The sequence below is a fragment of the Mycobacterium neglectum genome (assembly GCF_002591975.1).
Classification (GTDB): Bacteria; Actinomycetota; Actinomycetes; order Mycobacteriales; family Mycobacteriaceae; genus Mycobacterium; species Mycobacterium neglectum.
In genome coordinates, this window is sequence record NZ_NVQE01000004.1 from 60,547 (window position 1) to 78,001 (window position 17,455).

At 64.9% G+C, this 17,455-nt stretch carries 18 protein-coding genes; 8 read left to right on the top strand and 10 right to left on the bottom strand.

Annotated features, from left to right (window positions below):
- Window positions 1-95 precede the first annotated feature (95 nt).
- From CSQ99_RS04815 to CSQ99_RS04830, 4 genes are read left to right on the top strand one after another with little or no spacing between them, the layout of a single operon-like run.
- Window positions 96-791, top strand: a complete 696-nt coding sequence (locus CSQ99_RS04815; RefSeq protein ID WP_099037926.1) for a TetR/AcrR family transcriptional regulator — start codon at window positions 96-98, stop codon at window positions 789-791.
- Window positions 754-1,698, top strand: a complete 945-nt coding sequence (locus CSQ99_RS04820; RefSeq protein WP_099038082.1) for an ABC transporter ATP-binding protein — start codon at window positions 754-756, stop codon at window positions 1,696-1,698. The genes CSQ99_RS04815 and CSQ99_RS04820 overlap by 38 nt, the downstream gene beginning before the upstream one ends.
- Window positions 1,695-3,311, top strand: a complete 1,617-nt coding sequence (locus CSQ99_RS04825) for an ABC transporter permease (RefSeq protein WP_099037927.1) — start codon at window positions 1,695-1,697, stop codon at window positions 3,309-3,311. Before CSQ99_RS04820 ends, CSQ99_RS04825 begins: the two co-directional genes overlap by 4 nt.
- Before the next feature lie 20 nt (window positions 3,312-3,331).
- The gene (locus CSQ99_RS04830) at window positions 3,332-4,006 is read left to right on the top strand and encodes a methyltransferase family protein (protein ID WP_099037928.1); all 675 of its coding nucleotides are present in this window, start codon (window positions 3,332-3,334) and stop codon (window positions 4,004-4,006) included.
- A gap of 6 nt (window positions 4,007-4,012) precedes the next feature.
- Here the strand turns inward: CSQ99_RS04830 and CSQ99_RS04835 are convergent, their stop codons facing one another.
- Together CSQ99_RS04835 and CSQ99_RS04840 are read right to left on the bottom strand one after the other, a co-directional pair.
- Window positions 4,013-5,299, bottom strand: a complete 1,287-nt coding sequence (locus tag CSQ99_RS04835; RefSeq protein ID WP_099037929.1) for an HNH endonuclease — start codon at window positions 5,297-5,299, stop codon at window positions 4,013-4,015.
- A 48-nt stretch (window positions 5,300-5,347) separates the two neighbouring features.
- The gene (locus tag CSQ99_RS04840; protein ID WP_141562647.1) at window positions 5,348-6,280 is read right to left on the bottom strand and encodes a hypothetical protein; all 933 of its coding nucleotides are present in this window, start codon (window positions 6,278-6,280) and stop codon (window positions 5,348-5,350) included.
- A 222-nt stretch (window positions 6,281-6,502) separates the two neighbouring features.
- On the opposite strand from CSQ99_RS04840, the gene CSQ99_RS04845 reads away from it, so the two are divergent.
- Window positions 6,503-7,093, top strand: coding sequence for a DUF4126 domain-containing protein (locus CSQ99_RS04845; protein WP_099038083.1), 591 nt, complete (start codon window positions 6,503-6,505; stop codon window positions 7,091-7,093).
- Here the strand turns inward: CSQ99_RS04845 and glgC are convergent.
- Window positions 7,090-8,304 carry a glucose-1-phosphate adenylyltransferase gene (gene glgC, locus CSQ99_RS04850; protein WP_099037931.1) on the bottom strand — a complete coding sequence of 405 codons (1,215 nt, stop codon included), beginning with the start codon at window positions 8,302-8,304 and terminating at the stop codon, window positions 7,090-7,092. The two genes, CSQ99_RS04845 and glgC, sit on opposite strands and share 4 nt — an antisense overlap.
- Before the next feature lie 146 nt (window positions 8,305-8,450).
- Between glgC and glgA the strand changes: the two genes are divergently transcribed.
- Window positions 8,451-9,614: a glycogen synthase gene (gene glgA, locus CSQ99_RS04855; protein ID WP_099037932.1), complete on the top strand. Its 1,164-nt coding sequence runs from the start codon at window positions 8,451-8,453 to the stop codon at window positions 9,612-9,614.
- Window positions 9,615-9,641: 27 nt separating this feature from the next.
- Here glgA and CSQ99_RS04860 read toward each other — a convergent pair whose 3' ends face one another.
- The 5 genes from CSQ99_RS04860 to folP form a co-directional block, all read right to left on the bottom strand.
- Window positions 9,642-9,809 carry a DUF3117 domain-containing protein gene (locus CSQ99_RS04860; RefSeq protein ID WP_003406247.1) on the bottom strand — a complete coding sequence of 56 codons (168 nt, stop codon included), beginning with the start codon at window positions 9,807-9,809 and terminating at the stop codon, window positions 9,642-9,644.
- Between the two features lie 125 nt (window positions 9,810-9,934).
- Window positions 9,935-10,516 carry a DNA-3-methyladenine glycosylase I gene (locus CSQ99_RS04865; RefSeq protein WP_425437779.1) on the bottom strand — a complete coding sequence of 194 codons (582 nt, stop codon included), beginning with the start codon at window positions 10,514-10,516 and terminating at the stop codon, window positions 9,935-9,937.
- Window positions 10,513-10,887: a DivIVA domain-containing protein gene (locus CSQ99_RS04870; protein WP_099037933.1), complete on the bottom strand. Its 375-nt coding sequence runs from the start codon at window positions 10,885-10,887 to the stop codon at window positions 10,513-10,515. Before CSQ99_RS04870 ends, CSQ99_RS04865 begins: the two co-directional genes overlap by 4 nt.
- A 66-nt stretch (window positions 10,888-10,953) precedes the next feature.
- On the bottom strand, window positions 10,954-11,904 hold the full coding sequence (locus CSQ99_RS04875) for a glucosyl-3-phosphoglycerate synthase (protein ID WP_099037934.1): 951 nt from the start codon (window positions 11,902-11,904) through the stop codon (window positions 10,954-10,956).
- The gene (gene folP, locus CSQ99_RS04880) at window positions 11,901-12,725 is read right to left on the bottom strand and encodes a dihydropteroate synthase (protein WP_245908716.1); all 825 of its coding nucleotides are present in this window, start codon (window positions 12,723-12,725) and stop codon (window positions 11,901-11,903) included. The genes CSQ99_RS04875 and folP overlap by 4 nt, the downstream gene beginning before the upstream one ends.
- Before the next feature lie 160 nt (window positions 12,726-12,885).
- Here folP and CSQ99_RS04885 point away from each other — a divergent pair, with 160 nt between their 5' ends.
- Window positions 12,886-13,440, top strand: a complete 555-nt coding sequence (locus CSQ99_RS04885) for a dihydrofolate reductase family protein (protein ID WP_099037936.1) — start codon at window positions 12,886-12,888, stop codon at window positions 13,438-13,440.
- On the opposite strand, the gene fadD6 is transcribed toward CSQ99_RS04885, so the two are convergent.
- Together fadD6 and CSQ99_RS04895 are read right to left on the bottom strand one after the other, a co-directional pair.
- The gene (fadD6, locus tag CSQ99_RS04890) at window positions 13,430-15,241 is read right to left on the bottom strand and encodes a long-chain-acyl-CoA synthetase FadD6 (RefSeq protein WP_099037937.1); all 1,812 of its coding nucleotides are present in this window, start codon (window positions 15,239-15,241) and stop codon (window positions 13,430-13,432) included. The two genes, CSQ99_RS04885 and fadD6, sit on opposite strands and share 11 nt — an antisense overlap.
- A 58-nt stretch (window positions 15,242-15,299) precedes the next feature.
- A complete protein-coding gene (locus CSQ99_RS04895; protein ID WP_245908691.1) occupies window positions 15,300-15,860 on the bottom strand; it encodes an LOG family protein in 561 nt (186 codons plus the stop codon).
- A gap of 128 nt (window positions 15,861-15,988) precedes the next feature.
- Between CSQ99_RS04895 and CSQ99_RS04900 the strand changes: the two genes are divergently transcribed.
- Window positions 15,989-17,425 carry an RNA-guided endonuclease InsQ/TnpB family protein gene (locus CSQ99_RS04900; protein WP_099037939.1) on the top strand — a complete coding sequence of 479 codons (1,437 nt, stop codon included), beginning with the start codon at window positions 15,989-15,991 and terminating at the stop codon, window positions 17,423-17,425.
- Window positions 17,426-17,455: the final 30 nt, after the last annotated feature.

Below are 17,455 nucleotides of genomic sequence, written 5' to 3' on the forward strand. Positions count from 1 at the left end.
GGCCGACGTCCGGCCAGAGGTTGGCGGGATATTTACGGACTCTTGACGCGGTAGCCCCTTGACCGTCGGCTGAACGCGCGTTTAGCGTACTAAACATGCGTTCAGCTTCCGACGATCGAACGGCCATCGCCCGGATTCGTGATTCCGCGATCGACCAGTGGGGTCAGCACGGGTTCAACATCGGGCTGCGGACCGTCGCCGAGGCCGCAGGCGTGTCCGCCGCGCTGGTGATCCACCATTTCGGGTCCAAGGAGGGCCTGCGCAAGGCCTGCGACGACCATGTCGCAGAGGTGGTGCGCGAGTCCAAGACCGAGTCGATGCGCACCGCTGACCCGGCCGACTGGCTTGCTCAGGTAGCCGAGATCGAGGGCTACGCGCCGATGATGGCCTACCTGGTGCGCAGCATGCAGTCCGGCAGTGACCTCGCAAAGTCGTTCTGGCAGCGCATGATCGACAACGCCGAGCAGTACATCGAGGAGGGCGTTGCGGCAGGCATTCTCAAGCCAAGCCGCGATCCGAAGGCCAGGGCGAGGTACCTCAGCATGATCAACGGCGGCGGTTTCCTGCTCTACCTGCAGATGCACGAAAACCCCACTGACGTGCGCGCCGTGCTGCGCGACTACGGCGAAGACATGATGCTGCCCGCGCTGGAGATGTTCACGAACGGCCTCATGGCCGACTCGACGATGTACGACGCGTTCCTGGCGGCACACGAACAGGGCATTCCGTTCACATCACAAGAAGGAGATGGAGATGACGACTCCGACAGCAATGTCCCTGCAGCGGGCTAACGCTGGCGAGCGATCGCGATTCGCGGTCGAGATCCGGGGATTGTCGAAATCATTCGGGCGGACAAAGGCACTCGACGGCCTCGACCTGATCGTCGCACCGGGACACATCACCGGATTCCTCGGGCCCAACGGGGCGGGTAAGTCCACCACGATCCGTGTGCTCCTCGGCCTGTTGCGGGCCGACAGCGGAACCGTGCGACTGCTCGGCGACGACCCGTGGCACGACGCCGTCGAATTGCACCGCCGAATCGCCTACGTCCCTGGCGATGTGACGCTGTGGCCCAACCTGACAGGACTGCAGGCCATCGACTTTCTGGCCCGGCTGCGCGGCAACGGCGTCGACACCCGTCGGCGCGATCAGCTGATCGAGCGCTTCGAACTCGACCCCCACAAGAAGGCGCGCACCTACTCCAAGGGCAATCGGCAGAAGGTGGCGATCGTCGCCGCGTTCTCCACCAACGCCGAGCTCTACATCCTCGACGAGCCGACCTCGGGTCTGGACCCGCTGATGGAGAAGGCATTCCAGCAGTGTGTCGAAGAAGTGGCCGAGCGCGGCGCGGCAGTGCTGCTGTCCAGCCACATCTTGGCCGAGGTCGAGAAGCTGTGCGACAGCGTCACGATCATCCGCGCCGGACGCACGGTGAAGTCAGGCTCACTCGACGAGCTACGGCACCTGATGCGCACGACGGTTAAAGTACGCACCAGCACCGATGGTCAAGCGCTGCAACGCAGTCCGTTCATCCACGACTTCGCGATCGACGACGGCCATTACACCTTCTCGGTGGCCCGCAACGAGCTGGATCGTGCCATGGGACAACTCACCGATCTTGGCATCCTGGATCTGACCGTGACACCCGCGTCGCTCGAAGACATGTTCTTGCGCGAGTACCAGGGAGCCACCCGATGAGTACCACCGCCTTCGCGCCGCGTGCGCGAGTCGCCCACACCGGAATGGGTTTGTGGACCGGAACATTGAGCCTGCTCAGGCTGGCGTTGCGCCGCGACCGTGTGCGCCTTTCTATCTGGCTGGCGGCTTTGACGTTGATGATGGTGTACGCCCCGAGCGCCATCAAGCTGGCCTACCCAGACGAGGCTCAGCGCCAGGCCAGGGTGAACCTGATGAAGACGCCCGCCGCGATCATCATGGGCGGTCCGATGTTCGGCGGCAATGAAACCGACCTGGGCGCGATGATGGCGAACGAGCTGATGCTCACGATGATCGTTGCGACGTCGATCCTCGCCATCCTCAGCGTGATTCGCCATACCCGCGCCGAGGAGGAAGGCGGTGCCGCCGAACTGGTGCTGTCCTCGGTGGTCGGACGATACGCACGGACCACCGCTGCGTTGATCCTCGTCGGCGGCGTGAATGCCGCGCTGGCGGTCACGATGACTCTGGCGATGGCCTCAACCGGCTTCGGGCTCGTCGACACCGCGGCAATGTGTCTGGGTATCACGGGTGTGGCCATGGTGTTCGGCGCGGTCGCCGCGGTGACGGCCCAGCTGTGGCGGCAGTCGCGCACCGCGACCGGTGCCGCTATGGCCGCGCTGGCGCTGGCGGTATTCGTCCGCGGGATCGGCGACGTCATCGACAACTCCGGTAGCGCGCTGAGCTGGTTCTCGCCGATCGCATGGGCTCAACAGATGCGGGCCTTCGTCGACGTGCGCTGGTGGCCGTTCGCCCTTCTCGTGGTTCTGACTCTCGGGCTGATCGCGTTGGCGGCCGCTCTGGAGAGCAGGCGGCAGTACGACGCCGGCACCATCCCGTCCTCCGGTGAACGCCCTAACGCGCACGAGATCAAGTCGGTACTCGGTCTGCATCTGACTCTGCAACGAGGCCAAACTATGGGCTGGTCGGCGGGACTGTTCCTGGGCGGCTTGGCCTTTGGCTCAATGACGAAGTCGCTGTTGGACGCGGCCGAGGACAACGAGCTGATCCAGCGGGTGCTGGTGGCACAGGGCACCGACAGCGTCTATACGACTATGACCCAGTTCCTTGCCGCCGCGGCCACCGCATACGTCGTCTCAGCCGTGCTGCGGTTGCTCAACGACGAAGAGAAGGGCCTCGGCGAAGTCGTGCTGGCGGGGGCGGTGTCGCGTTGGCGGTGGCTCGTCACCGCAGTTGCCTCGGCGCTCATCGGCTCCGCCGTGCTGATGTTCTTCGCGGGCTTGGGCAACGGGCTGGGCGCAGGCATCACTCTTGGCGAGCCGGGAACAATCGCGCGGCTGACCCTTGGCGGCCTGGCATACGTACCTGCGATGGCCGTGATGGCCGGTATCGCCGCCCTTTCAGTCGCGGTACGCAGGGGTTGGATCGGCTGGATTGCAGTCACATTCGTGGTCGTGTCGCTGTATCTCGGCGCCCTGCTGCGCTTGCCGAGTTGGCTGCTCGACCTGTCGCCCGTCGGCCAGACCACCGCGCCGTCGAGCTATCCGGTCGTGGCAATGACCGCGATGGTCATTGTGGCCGTGGCCCTGACGCTCGTCGCCGGTGCCATCTATCGCCGTCGCGACGCGGCCTGAATCCGTCGAAGGGAGAAATTATGAAGATCGCACTTCAATCGCTGGCATCGGTGGTCTTCGGCCTCGTCTTCTTCGGCCTGGCGCTGTTCTGGCCCGCCGGCACGTTCCACTATTGGCAGGCTTGGCTTTTCATCTTCGTGTTCATCTTCGCCACCATGGGACCAAGCCTCTATCTGGCGGTGAAGATGCCCGACGCACTGAAGCGCCGCATGAAGGCGGGTCCGTTCGCGGAGACGAGACCGCTGCAGAAAGTCATCATCACCGGCACCGTCCTTTCGGTCGCAGCGGTTCTCGTTGTCAGTGCGTTGGACCATCGGTTCGGATGGTCGACGGTGCCGACAACCGTAATCGTCATCGGCCTGGTTCTGGTCTTCCTCGGGCTCACCATGGCCCAGTTCGTCGTTATCCAGAACAACTACGCCGGGGCCACCGTCACCGTCGAGGCAGATCAAGAGTTGGTCTCCACCGGCTTGTACGGCCTCGTCCGCCACCCGATGTACGTCGGAACTCTCGTCATGATGCTCGGCACGCCGCTGGCGCTCGACTCGTACTGGGGACTCGTCCTCATCGCACCGGCCCTGCTGATCCTCGCGCTCCGAATCACCGACGAGGAAAAGGCGCTGCGTCAGGAGCTCGACGGCTACGAGGAATACACGCACAAGGTGCACTACCGGTTGGTCCCCGGGGTGTGGTGAGCGAGATCAGGCCGCGGTCAATCCTGCGAGGTGATTGGCGATCAGCGCCTCGACCGCACTCGGCTTGAACACGACGACGTCGTTGAGCAATGGCGGCGCGTGCGATTCGTGGTGCGCTCCGGTCGGGGTGATGTACACCGCCTTGTGGCGTTGGCCTGCGGCGTCGAACGTGTGGACGAGCCAGCCGGGCGCTTCCTTGGCGTAGTTGCAGGCCTCACACTCGCCGAGACCGTTGGCGGCAGTGGTAGCGCCACCGCGCGCATGAGGGATGGCGTGGTCGGTGTGCCGAATCGGCGCATCGCAATACGGAGTCCGACACGTGTCGTCTCTGAAAGCGATGAATTGGGCCAGACCCTTTGGGAATAGACGTGATCGGGATTCCATCGCGACCAGAGCTCCGGAGTCGGGGTGACGAAAAAGTCGGCGCAGAGTGGCTTTGGATTTCTCGTCGGCGATGGCGTCGCCCGCCAGGCGGCACGCGATTGCCGCAGGCACCGGTCCATACCCGGGGATATGAGCCGGCGTGGTGGCGCCGCCAAACAGGGTCTCATCGGTCATGACGAGGTTGATCGCGACGGGAACTGGGACATCGGCGTGGTGACCGGTGACGCGTTCAAAGAGGGTGTCGGCCATGACCTGGCCACGACTGCGGTCGTCGAAGCTGGTATCGGCGGCGCGCTTTAGTGCGGCGTAGACGGACACGCCCTGGGTCACGGGCAACAGGGCGGTCACGTAGGTCATCGCGTCGTGGGCGGGGCGGACGGTGACGGTGCGCTCGGATTGTGCGCGGACGGCCTTATCGACGAATGCCTGCGGATCGAGTTGATAGGCGACGGCCTTGGCCTCGGCCTCAATCCGCTTGTCGCCGAGGCCCTCCAATGCGGACTGGTCGGCGCACATCCTGACGTCCAGCTTTCGACGGTCTTCGAGGGACAGGCACGCCGACTCGCGCACGATGAGGGTGGCCCGCCACTCAGAGAGCGCACCGGATTCCAATGCCGCCAGGGTGTAAGGCATCTCGTGGACGAGAGCGCGGGCGAACCCGAGGTGCCGACCGCCACGGTTAGGGGAATCATGGCGGGCGAGCGCGATCTCGGCGGATAGGCCGCGGCCCCGTTTGGCCGCGGGTACGCCTTCGGCCGCCTCGCGTGCACGGCGCGCCGCGTCGAGGTCGGCGGTGACTCTGGCCTGTTCGGCGGCTGCGGCGGACTTGCCGCGTTCCAAGTCCGCGATGCGTTCGACCAGCGTCGCCTCATAGGCGATGGGGTCGGCCGCAGCGGCTGATTCGAACATGTTTTCGACTCTACTCTGTGACACCGACAAGTCTGGTCGTCACCGATCTCAGACCGCCCTGCCGAACCAGTCGGCATCGTCATCATCGGCCAGCTTGTGGCGGAGCTTGTTGAAGTACTTGTCGTCCCATGCATCGACCATCTCGAGCACCTCGTCGGTAAGGTCCGAGCGGATGCCAACCTCGTCGTGCGCGAACCGTATGAATGCGCGCAGCAGGTAAGGGGCCGCCTCGACTCGGTCGAGGAAGCAATAATCGGTGTCCTCCAGCAGGTGGTCGAACAACCATCGTTCGGCCCGACGTTCGTTCCAACGCAGAGGGTCTCCGGCGCCGTCTTCCATCCCGAACTCGACCAAAGACTCCAGCAGCTCCGCTTGCCTTCGGCCGAATGCCGCACCTCCGACTGAGGCGGAAAACCTCGCGATGAGGGCGGCGGCATCTTGCGTGCTCCACTCAGACCGCGGGAGCGCAGAGCCGCCGGCCGGCAAATCTCGGATCAGCCACTCGACCAGCGCGCCGTATTCTGGCCACCCCGAAGCCTGACGGGGCGAGAACAGGACCTCGAACTCGATGGCAGCCTTCAAACGAGCACGGATGTCAGCGAGATCGACTTCGTCGCAACGCATGTCAGTCGCTGGTTCGTCAATGATGTTGAGAACCGTCTCCAGCGGACCTCGAAAGAATTCGACGCGGCGAATGAAATCCCCAATGTGGAGGTCGAGGTCGACCGCACACGTGAATTCGCCAACGGTAGGCACCCGAAACTGCAGCAGAAGCAGGTCGTTCGGATCGAGCACGTGGCTGCCCCTTACACCTCGGTGGATCCGCGTCTGCCCGAGCTGAGCGAGCCATCTCGGCGTCAGCGGCCGACGGGCGGTGAGCTCCGCACGGATCTGGTTCACCAGTTCGTCGTCGTCATCACCGAGGAACTCCGCAAAAGCGGCGAGCATCGTGGACCCTGCCGCGCTGGAGTCCTGGATCATTCGTGCAACCGCCCATGCGCGATCACACGGCTCCGGGGCGCCGTACCGACCCGTTCGACGCGGATCCGAGTTGTACAACATCATGCTGACGATTACCAGCAGGCTGAAAGGATCTCTGCCGGCCTTCCGAACGCGCCCTTTACTTCGATTGCGTTTCGACCCCATACGGTCAAAGTACGAACACGCACTGACATGTTTTCGCTCCACCGCATACTGATCTCCATGGAACTGCTGACCGGATTCGGGCTGGCGACAGCAGCGGGGCTCAATGCCTATATCCCGCTGTTGGCCCTCGGACTGCTGTCGCGGTTCACCGATCTGGTCACGCTGCCGCACGGCTGGACGTGGCTCGAGAACGGCTGGGTGATGGCGATCGTCGCCGTGCTGCTGGTCGTCGAGATCGTCGCCGACAAGGTCCCAGCACTCGACAGCATCAACGATGCCATCCAAACCTTCGTCCGTCCGACGGCTGGCGGCATCGTGTTCGGGTCGGGCACCGCCGCGCAGACCAACGCCGTCGCCGACCCGGGCGCGTTCGCACAGTCCGGCCAGTGGATCCCCGTGGCGATCGGCGTCGTCGTCGCCCTGGTGGTGTCGCTGACGAAGTCGGCGGTGCGACCCGCGGCCAACGTCGCGACCGCGGGTATGGCTGCGCCTGTGCTGAGCACTGTCGAGGACGGAATCAGCGTCGGCCTCGTCTTCGCCGCGATCTTGGTACCGGTGCTGGTGTTGGTTGCCGTCGTCGCGCTGGTCTGGGCCGGGTGGCGCCTGCTGCGCCGACGACGACGAGCGCGAGCGGGTGGCGAAACCTAGATCCAGACGCCCTTACCGACGGCGACCACGCCGCCGGAGCTGATCGCGAAGCGTTCGCGGTCCTTCTCCAGGTCCACGCCCACCATCTCGCCGGGCCCGACGACGACGTTCTTGTCCAGGATCGCGTGGCGCACTACCGCGCCGCGGCCCACCCGGGTGCCCGGCATGATCACGCTGCCCTCGACAATCGCGCCGTCATCGACCACGACATTGGACGACAGCACCGAATTACGCACCGACGCCGCCGAAATGATGCTGCCCGAGCCGACCACCGACTCCTGGGCCGAACCGCCGTTGACGAACTTCGCCGGTGCCAAGTTGGCCGACTCGCCGAGGATCGGCCAGCGCCGGTTGTACAGGTTGAACACGGGGTGCACGGACACCAGATCCATGTGGGCGTCGTAGAACGCGTCCAGCGTTCCGACGTCGCGCCAGTAGCCGTGATCGCGCTCGGTGGAACCGGGGACTTCGTTGTCGTTGAAGTCATACACCGCGGCCATGCCGTCGGCAACGAGGCGCGGGATGATGTCGCCGCCCATGTCGTGATCGGAGCGGTCTTCATCGGCGTCGGCCTTGATCGCATCGACGAGCACCTTGGTACTGAAGATGTAGTTGCCCATCGACGCGAACGTTTGCTCGGGATCGTCGGGCGTGCCGGGCGGGTCGGAGGGCTTTTCGATGAACGCGCGGATACGCCCCGACTCGTCGGAGTCGATGACACCGAACGCACTCGCTTCGGCGCGCGGCACCCGGATACCAGCGACCGTGACACCCGCGCCGCTCTCGATGTGGAACTGGAGCATCTGCTCCGGATCCATTCGGTAGATGTGGTCAGCACCGAACACGACGACGTAGTCGGGGTCCTCGTCATAGACCAGGTTCAGCGACTGCAGGATGGCGTCCGCGGAACCGGTGTACCACCGCGGGCCGAGGCGCTGCTGAGCGGGCACCGGCGTGATGTACTCACCGGCAAGCCCCGAAAGTCTCCAGTTCTGCGAGATGTGTCGATCCAGCGAATGCGATTTGTATTGCGTCAGAACGCAGATCTTCAAATACCGCGCGTTGACCAGATTCGAAAGCACAAAGTCGATGAGCCGGTAGGCGCCGCCGAACGGCACCGCCGGCTTTGCCCGGTCGGCGGTCAATGGGTAGAGCCGCTTGCCCTCGCCGCCCGCCAGGACGATGCCCAGCACGTGTGGCAGTTCCCGCATGGTTCAAACCTATCCGCACCCGTCACCCTCGGCTAGGCATTCGATGCTGTCTGTCAAGGTTATTGAGATCTATCCCCGATATCCCGCATACGAAACAAGGCTGCGGTCCAGACATCCGGCTCGCCTTCTGGGATACCGTCGAAACCATGCGGGTGGCGATGATGACACGGGAGTATCCGCCCGAGGTGTACGGCGGGGCGGGCGTACACGTCACTGAACTCGTCGCGCAGCTGCGGCACCTGTGTGAGGTCGACGTGCACTGCATGGGCGCACCTCGCGACGGCGCGTTCGTGGCGCAGCCCGATCCGGCATTGCTCGGCGCCAACCCCGCGTTGTCGACGCTGTCGGCGGATCTGAACATGGTCAACACATCGGGGCACGCCACCGTGCTGCACTCGCACACCTGGTACACCGGGTTGGCGGGCCACCTCGCGGGGCTTCTGTACGGGATCCCGCATGTGCTGACTGCGCATTCGCTGGAGCCGATGCGGCCGTGGAAGGCCGAACAGCTCGGCGGCGGGTACCGCGTCTCGTCGTGGGTGGAGAAGACCGCGGTGGAAGCGGCCGATGCGGTGATTGCCGTCAGCTCGGGCATGCGCGCCGACGTCCTGAGCACGTATCCGTCGCTGGATCCGAACCGGGTCCATGTGGTGCGCAACGGCATCGACACGGAAGTCTGGTATCCGGCCCCGGTCGAACCGGGCGAGTCGGTGCTGGCCGAACTCGGTGTCGACATGAGCCGCCCGATCGCCGCTTTCGTCGGGCGGATCACCCGCCAGAAGGGCGTCCCGCATCTGATCGCGGCGGCACACCGGTTCGCACCCGACATCCAGCTCGTGCTCTGCGCAGGCGCACCGGATACGCCCGAAATCGCGGCAGAGGTGACCGAGGCCGTTCAGGAGCTGGCACGCAGTCGCACCGGCGTGTTCTGGGTACGCGAGATGCTGCCGATTTCCAAGATTCGCGAAATACTCTCAGCTGCAACTGTTTTCGTATGCCCGTCGGTGTACGAGCCCCTCGGCATCGTCAACTTGGAGGCGATGGCCTGCTCGACTGCGGTGGTTGCCTCCGACGTCGGCGGTATCCCCGAGGTGGTCGCCGACGGACACACCGGGGTCCTGGTGCACTACGACGCGGACGACCGGGCGGGCTTCGAATCGCGATTGGCCGACGCGGTCAATGCCGTGGTGGCCGAGCCGCAGCGTGCCAAGAGTTACGGGCAGGCCGGGCGGCAGCGCTGTATCGAAGAGTTCTCCTGGGCGCACATCGCCGAGCAGACCCTGGAGATCTATCGGAAGGTTGCTTCCTAGGCGTGAACCCTCGCGGGCACGCTCCGACTAGCTGGTGACGCCCTTGAGTTCGTCGCCAAGCGCGGCCGCCTCATCGGGGGTCAGTTCGACGACCAAACGTCCGCCGCCCTCCAGCGGTACCCGCATCACGATGCCTCGCCCCTCCTTTGTTGCTTCCAGGGGACCGTCGCCGGTCCGGGGCTTCATCGCCGCCATCGAGTGCTCCCTCCACATGAGCCAGCCCGCACGGTGGGCCTAACGAATTCCCTCCATTGTTCCCTATGCACGGCCTCGAGTGTGCAAAGACCCGGCGAAACTGACCTTGATGACGCTTCGAGGGGTCACTGGATTGTCGCTGGCACCCAGCAATCTGCGGTGTGGTCGTCGACCATTCCTGTCGCCTGCATCAAGGCGTAAGCGGTCGTCGGCCCGACGAATCGGAAGCCTCGCCGCTTCAGCTCTTTGGCCATCGCGGTGGACTCCGGGGTGACCGCCGGGACATCCGCCATGCGGGCCGGCCGCGGCCTCGGCGATGGCGCGAACGACCACAACAACTCCGCGAGGTCCACATCAAGATCGCCGACCGCACGGGCGTTGGCGATGGTGGCCTCGATCTTCGCGCGGTTGCGCACGATGCCGGCGTCGGCCATCAACCTCGTGATGTCGCGCTCGCCATAGCGCGCGACGCGCTCGACATCGAACCGGTGGAACGCGCGGCGGAAGTTCTCTCGTTTGCGCAGGATGATCAGCCACGACAGACCACTCTGAAATGCCTCGAGGGTGACTCGCTCGAACAGCGCCTTGGAATCCCGCAGCGGTTGGCCCCACTCGGTGTCGTGGTAGTCCCGGTAGATCACGAAATCCTCTGGCGACAATCGTGATTCGTCGATCCATGCACAGCGGATACGATCGTCCACGGTCACGCTTGGCCCTCTGCCTCCGACGACGGCAGCGCGTGCGCGCCACCCACGATGCGGTCTTCACCCCACTCGTCGTCATCGATCCCGAGGGCCGCACGCACCGCGGCCAGTTGCCCGCGCACCAGATCGAGTTCCTGACCCAACCGATCGAGCACCCAGTCCACTTCGCTGGTCTTGTAGCCGCGCAGTGTCTGGCTGAATTTGACCGCGTCGACGTCGGCGCCGGTGACGCCGGAGGCGGGCAGCACGGTGGCGGTCGTATCACGCGGCAATGGCGGTAACGACTCACCGCGCCCGAAGACGACACTGCCCACTGCGAACAGCACGATGGCGATCAGAATCAGCACGACCAGATACAGCAGAACCAGGGTCACGCCCCTGATACTGCCCGATCGCCCCGACAAGCACAGACACTGCGCGCGGCGACGTCCCCGGGTGACCTAGGAGCGCGGCCGCAGGCTGTTCATCGGCGGACGGTCGACCAGCGACACCTCCGACGTGCGCGGCGTGAAGTCGTCACCGTCGGCGAAGAACTGAGTCAGGCCGACGCCGGAGTCCGGCACCCCACACCGGGAGAACAGAGTTGCGATGACCTGGCGACTCATCGCGGCGAGTTCGGTCAGCGGCCGGTTGCGGTGCTCCCGCACGCCCAGGTTGACCTGCGCGATCGCGTCCAGGCCGAGGCGGTCATAGGTGTCGACGAGCAGTCCGATCTCCACGCCGTAACCGGGCGCGAACGGCACCGATGTCAGCAGTTCACGTGTGCCTGCGTATTCACCGCCCAGGGGCTGCAGCAGGCACGTCAGTTCCGGGCGCAGCGCGGCGAGCAGCGGCCTGGCCACCAGCTCGGTGACGCGGCCACCGCCGTTGGCGTCCTCGCTGCCGCTGACCTTCAACGGCCGCCGGTAGAAGCCTTTGACCAGGTGCACGCCCTCGGCGGTAAGCAGCGGACCCACCAGCTTGGGGACGAACATGGGGTCGGGATCGATGAGGTCGGAGTCGACGAAGACGACGATGTCGCCGGTCGCGACGGCGAGTGACCGCCACAGCACCTCGCCCTTGCCCGGCTGCGGTGCCACTTCGGGCAGCGCGACCTCGCGGCTGATCACCCTGGCCCCCGCGGCAAGCGCGCGGATCTCGGTGTCGTCGGTCGAGCCGGAGTCCAGCACGATCAGCTCGTCGACCAGGCCACCGAGCAGGGGCGTGATGGTCTCGACGACGCTGGCGACGGTTTCTTCCTCGTTGAGGGCGGGCAACACCACCGAGATGGTGCGGGATCCCTTCGCGGCCTCGAGTTCAGCGATGGTCCACATGGGCCGGCTCCAGCTGTTGTCGGCCAGCCAAGGATGTTCCGCGATATCCGCGGCGGCCAGCTCCGGTAACAAAGTCATGCCAGTCCCCTCACTGTGCGCGTCGGTGGACGCGTTCCCTGGATCGACGCGACCATCTCCAGTACGCGTCGAGTGGGCCCCACCTCATGCACTCGGAACATGGCGGCACCATCGGCAGCGGCCAGGGCGGTCGCCGCCAAAGTGCCTTCCAAGCGTTCGGTCAGGTCCACACCCAGAGTTTCCCCGACGAAATCTTTGTTGCTCAGCGCCATCAGGACCGGCCATCCAGTTTTTACAAGGTCTTTCACGTGGCGCAACAAACTAAGACCGTGATAAGTGTTCTTGCCGAAATCGTGGGTCGGGTCGATCAAGATCGCGTCTCTGGCCACCCCGGACGCGACGGCACGCTCAGCGGCCTCCGTGACCTCCGCGACGACGTCATCGACGACGCCGCGTTCAGAGATGCCGTAGTTGACTCGGAACGGACGGGTGCGCGGTTCGGCGCCGCCGGTATGTGAGCAGACCAGCCCGGCGCCGAACTCCGCGGCAACCTCCGGCAGCGCGGGGTCATGGCCGCCCCAGGTGTCGTTGATCAGGTCCGCACCGGCCGCACAGGCCTGTTTGGCCACCACTGCGCGCCAGGTGTCGACGCTGATCAGTTGGTCGGGATAGGTGTCGCGGAGCCATTCGATGAACGGCACGACCCGGGCGATCTCCTCGTCCACGTCGACCGAGCTGCCGGGGCCGGCCTTGACGCCGCCCACGTCGACGACGTCGGCGCCGTCTTCGATCACGCGATGGGCGGCGGTCTTGGCGGCCTCATCGGTGAAGGTCGCACCGCGGTCATAGAACGAATCCGGTGTGCGGTTGACGATCGCCATGATCAGCGCACGATCGCCGGCCACCGGGCGGCCCAGAAACGTCGACTGCACGCCCCAAGGCTACGGGCCGGCCAGAAGCGACCCAGAAACGATGAGATTTCGTCCGCGGCATAGTCAACCCAAGCGAGTATCGAGCGCGGAAACCGACAGAGGAGCCGAGATGCGACGGGTCGTCCTATTTCACATGTGGTCGCTCGACGGCGTTGCCGAGGAACCCGGCGACTGGGTTTTCGATGTCGATCAGGCGGTATTCGACAACATCGCCGAGGTGATCGGCAGCCAGGACGACGTACTGCTCGGCCGCGGGACGTACGACTACTGGTCGGGCCATTGGCCCAACGAAGGTGAGGAGCCGTTTCGCGGCTTCATCAATGCCACCACGAAGCACGTGTTCACCTCGAGACCGCTCAACGCGCAGTGGTCGAATTCCGTCGTCGTCGGCGGCCCTGCCGAAACGTACGTCCGCGACCTCAAGGAACAGGACGGCTCAAACATCGGCGACATCGGCATCCACGCGAGCGTCGGGCTGGCCAAGTCGCTGCACGACGCCGGTCTGATCGACGACTACCGGCTGCTGATCGCGCCGACCTTCGCCGGACGCGGATATCGGATGTTCGACGGGCAGCAGGAACAGCGCCGCCTGCAGCTGGTCAGCTCGCAGTCCACCGAGAGCGGCGCGCTCTTGCTGCACTACCAGAAACGCCTCAGTTCTTAGGCTTCTTGCCCGCGGCGACCTCTTGGGGATACTCGTCGTAAAACTCGACGTAGCCCTCGTCACGCCCGGAGAGGACGTAGATCGGGTCCTCGATCTTCTCGGCCTCCTCGTCGCCTTCGCCCGAGGTGCCGCCGTAGCCCTGCTTGCGCAGGTCCACCTTCTGGCTCTTGAACGTCGACGTGTGAGCGAGTTCGGACACCACCCGGACGAACAGCGGCACGGCGTAACCGGGGAGGCGCTCGTATGCCGCTTTCGCCAAGGCTTTGCCGTCGAACTCCTCGCCGTCCTTGAGCTGGATCGCGACCATACCTGCCCGACCGCCCGCACCTTCGACTTCGACGCCGAACACGGTGGCCTCTTCGATCTGCGAGTCCCTCGACACCGCGGCCTCGACCTCCGTGGTCGCCACGTTCTCGCCCTTCCACCGGAAGGTGTCGCCGAGCCGGTCGGTGAAGGCGGCGTGCCCGAAGCCCTGCGAGCGCATCAAGTCGCCGGTGTTGAACCAGGTATCGCCTTCCTTGAACGCGTCGCGGACAAGCTTCTTCTCACTGGCTTTTTTGTCGGTGTAACCGTCGAAAGGCTGAAAGTTGCTCACCTTCGACAGCAGCAGCCCCGGCTCGCCGGTCTTGACCTTGCGCACACGACCGTTGTCGTCGCGCACCGGATCTCCGGTCTCCGCGTCGTACTCCACGAATGCCACCGGCGTCGGGCAGATCCCGGTCGACTTGTCGATGTTGAGCACATTGACGAATGCGGTGTTGCCCTCGCTGGCGCCGTAGAACTCGCACACCCGGGGGATGCCGAAACGCTTGGTGAAGTCGTCCCAGATGGCCGGCCGCAGACCGTTGCCGATGATCACCCGCACTTTGTGCTTGCGGTCGGTGTCCTTGGGCGGCTGGTTGAGCAGGTACGCGCAGATCTCGCCGATGTAGATGAACGCCGTCGCTTGGTAGCGGATCACGTCGTCCCAGAACTTCGAGGCGGAGAACGACTTGCCGAGCGCCAGGGTCGCACCGGCATTCACCGTCGATCCGAGGGCCACCGTCAGCGCGTTGTTGTGATAGAGCGGCAGACAGCAGTACAGCGTGTCGTCGCTGTGCAGCCGCAGGCCCAGACCGCCGAAGCCGGCGAGCGCGCGTAGCCACCGGTAGTGGGTCATCACGCTGGCCTTCGGCATCCCCGTGGTGCCCGACGTGAAAATGTAGAACGCCTTGTCCTTGGCCAGCACCGCGGCCGTCGTCGCGGGGTCCTGGGTGGGGGCGGTGGCGGCGAGCCGGTCCAACTCCTCGATCGTCATCAGCCCGGTGGTGTCGGCGCCACTGTCGGTGATGGATTCGATCAGATCGGTTTCGGCGACGACCGCCTTGGCGTCGAGCAGTCCGATGCTGTGGGCGAGCACGTCGCCGCGCTGGTGATAGTTCAGCATCCCCGCGATCGCGCCGCACTTGACCACGGCAAGCATCAGCAACACGGTCTGCGGCGAGTTGCGCAGCATGACGCCGACGACATCGCCGTGCCCGACCCCGCGCGCGGCCAGCACCGCCGCGTAGCGGTTGGCGGTCTCATTGGCCTGGCGGTACGTGAGCTGCTGGTCCTCGAACCGCACGAAAACCCGATCACCGTAGCGCGCCGCGCGGTCCTGGAATACCTTGCCGATCGACGTCTTGGCCGTCGGGCGCGCCATGAACCCCGTCATCGCGCCGCGCAGCATGACGGGCGCGTCCATCAACAGGCGCGGTACGCGGGTGGCGATGTCGAGCAGCCCGACGCTGCTCCGGACGCCGGACTTCTGGTCGGCCATTCGGTGAGTCCCTCCGGTGTTCGCTTGCCGAACACACTATCGGCGCGGGTGAGCGCACTCACCCGCGCGGTTCGCAGGCGGCCAGAGCGGCGTCGACGTCCTCGACGACCACCAGCCGGTCCAGCGCGCGCTGGGTGACGTAGCCGCTGTCGATCAGCCCGTGCAGCCAAGTGAGCAAACCGGTGTAATGCCCGAACGGGTCGAGCATCACCACCGGCTTGTCGTGCATACCCAGGGAACCGGCGGTCCAAGCCTCGAAGAACTCCTCCAGCGTGCCTATCCCACCGGGCAAAGCGATGAACGCGTCAGCCCGCTCCTCCATCACCTTCTTGCGTTCACGCATCGTGTCGGTGACGACGAGTTCGTCGGCGTCGACGTCGGCGACCTCGCGGTGCACCAACGCTTTGGGAATCACGCCGACCGTATGGCCACCGCGTCCCCTGGCCGCGACTGCCAACGCTCCCATCGCCGAGACGTTTCCGCCGCCGGACACCAGCGTCCAGCCGCGCTCCGCGATCGTGGCGCCCACCCGCTCGGCCAGCGCCAGCAGTTCGGGGTGCGTCGGTCCCGACGCGCAGTAGACACAGACCGCCCATTCGCGGTCGGGTTCGCCGGACACAAGGACAACATAGGGCGTGTCCATGTCGTGCGAACGAGTTAGGCGTGTAAGTCCAGGAAGCCGCTCAGTGATCGCTCACTGACGGCTACCGGACCCTTGTCGGTGGGCAGTGGGACGCTCGACGTGAGATGAGCCGCCACACTACCTTCAAATTTCGTCTGGATGCGACCGCCGCCCAGCACGACGCGCTCGACCGGCATGCTGGAGCGGCACGTTTCGCGTTCAACCAGTGCCTGCGAATGGTGAAAACTGGTCTTGACCAACGAAACTCTGGCAGGCACACAGATGTGCCATGGACCGGTTTCGACCTCATCAACGCATTCAATGCATGGAAGAAACCCGAAGAAGCAGGCCGCGTGTTTTCTGTCGAAAAGTCTGGACTACCGGAGATACAGGTGACCGGGTTGGCGTGGCGGCACGAGGTCTGCCAGCAGGTGTTCGAGGAAGCAGCCGTTGATTGCGGTCGGGCTCTCGCCGCGTGGTCGGACTCCCGATCCGGCAGGGGAGCAGGGATGCAGGTCGGCTTTCCCAAATTCAAGAAAAAGAACGGCGTAACGCCTTCGTTTAGGCTGCGCAACAGACACTCAAAGCGGGGGGTTCCCTCGATCCGGGTCGGCGACGGCGGACGTCCCCGTTCTGTTAGCTTGCCCGGTATCGGACAGTTGGCGGTGCAGGACGACACGCGTCGGTTGCGGCGCATGATCGCTAACGGCCGTGCCAAGATCCTCTTCGCCACTGTGACCCGTCAGGCGGGACGCTGGTGGATCGCGCTGAACATCGAAGCCGCGAACCTGCACCCCGCGCATATGCATTCGCCGCGAGAACCTTCCGATAGCGGTGGGTGGGTCGGCCTCGATCGTGGTTTGTCGACGTTCGTCGTGGCTGCGTCCGAGGACGGTACTGAAGTCGCCCGCATAGCCGACGCACCCAAAGCACTAGCCCGTCGCCTCGGTCGACAAAGGCGATTGTCGAAATCCTTGTCACGTAAGCAGAAAGGATCCCAAAACCGTAAAGCTGCCGCAGCGAAACTCGGGCGGCACCACTACCGCGTCGCGAATGCACGTCGCCACTTCCTACACCAGGTGTCGAACACGTTGGTCAAGACCCACGACCGACTAGTTATCGAAGATCTCAATGTGTCGGGGATGCTGCGCAACCATCGTCTAGCCCGAGCGATCTCCGACGCCGGGTGGACCGATTTCGCACGAATGCTGAAATACAAACAGCAATGGCGTGGGGGAACAGTCACTGTGGCTGACAGGTGGTACGCATCGAGCAAACTCTGTTCCGCCTGCGGGCTAGCCAACGGAGAACTGACACTTGCAGATCGCACATTCACCTGCAGTTGTGGATACTCCGTTGACCGCGACCTCAACGCAGCGATCAACTTGGCTCGCTGGGGCGAAGCGAACTACAACTGCCACCTCGAACCCCGGACCCCAAAGCAACGGGGCCGGGCCACAAATGCCCGCCGACCGGACGGCGCTGACCGACACCCTGCGTGTGCCGGTGAAACCATCCGGGATGAAGCCGGAACCAACGTTCACGCCGCGTCGGTGGCGTAACCGAGGACGCCCGGGAAGGTCGGTGTCGAA

Bases quoted from the DNA above. Each gene is read 5' to 3' on its own strand.
- CSQ99_RS04815 (WP_099037926.1), top strand. From the start codon at position 96: ATGCGTTCAGCTTCCGACGATCGAACGGCCATCGCCCGGATTCGTGAT.
- CSQ99_RS04820 (WP_099038082.1), top strand. From the start codon at position 754: ATGACGACTCCGACAGCAATGTCCCTGCAGCGGGCTAACGCTGGCGAG.
- CSQ99_RS04825 (WP_099037927.1), top strand. From the start codon at position 1,695: ATGAGTACCACCGCCTTCGCGCCGCGTGCGCGAGTCGCCCACACCGGA.
- CSQ99_RS04830 (WP_099037928.1), top strand. From the start codon at position 3,332: ATGAAGATCGCACTTCAATCGCTGGCATCGGTGGTCTTCGGCCTCGTC.
- CSQ99_RS04835 (WP_099037929.1), bottom strand. From the start codon at position 5,299: ATGTTCGAATCAGCCGCTGCGGCCGACCCCATCGCCTATGAGGCGACG.
- CSQ99_RS04840 (WP_141562647.1), bottom strand. From the start codon at position 6,280: ATGATCCAGGACTCCAGCGCGGCAGGGTCCACGATGCTCGCCGCTTTT.
- CSQ99_RS04845 (WP_099038083.1), top strand. From the start codon at position 6,503: ATGGAACTGCTGACCGGATTCGGGCTGGCGACAGCAGCGGGGCTCAAT.
- glgC (WP_099037931.1), bottom strand. From the start codon at position 8,304: ATGCGGGAACTGCCACACGTGCTGGGCATCGTCCTGGCGGGCGGCGAG.
- glgA (WP_099037932.1), top strand. From the start codon at position 8,451: ATGCGGGTGGCGATGATGACACGGGAGTATCCGCCCGAGGTGTACGGC.
- CSQ99_RS04860 (WP_003406247.1), bottom strand. From the start codon at position 9,809: ATGGCGGCGATGAAGCCCCGGACCGGCGACGGTCCCCTGGAAGCAACA.
- CSQ99_RS04875 (WP_099037934.1), bottom strand. From the start codon at position 11,904: ATGACTTTGTTACCGGAGCTGGCCGCCGCGGATATCGCGGAACATCCT.
- folP (WP_245908716.1), bottom strand. From the start codon at position 12,725: ATGGCGATCGTCAACCGCACACCGGATTCGTTCTATGACCGCGGTGCG.
- CSQ99_RS04885 (WP_099037936.1), top strand. From the start codon at position 12,886: ATGCGACGGGTCGTCCTATTTCACATGTGGTCGCTCGACGGCGTTGCC.
- fadD6 (WP_099037937.1), bottom strand. From the start codon at position 15,241: ATGGCCGACCAGAAGTCCGGCGTCCGGAGCAGCGTCGGGCTGCTCGAC.
- CSQ99_RS04900 (WP_099037939.1), top strand. From the start codon at position 15,989: ATGAGCCGCCACACTACCTTCAAATTTCGTCTGGATGCGACCGCCGCC.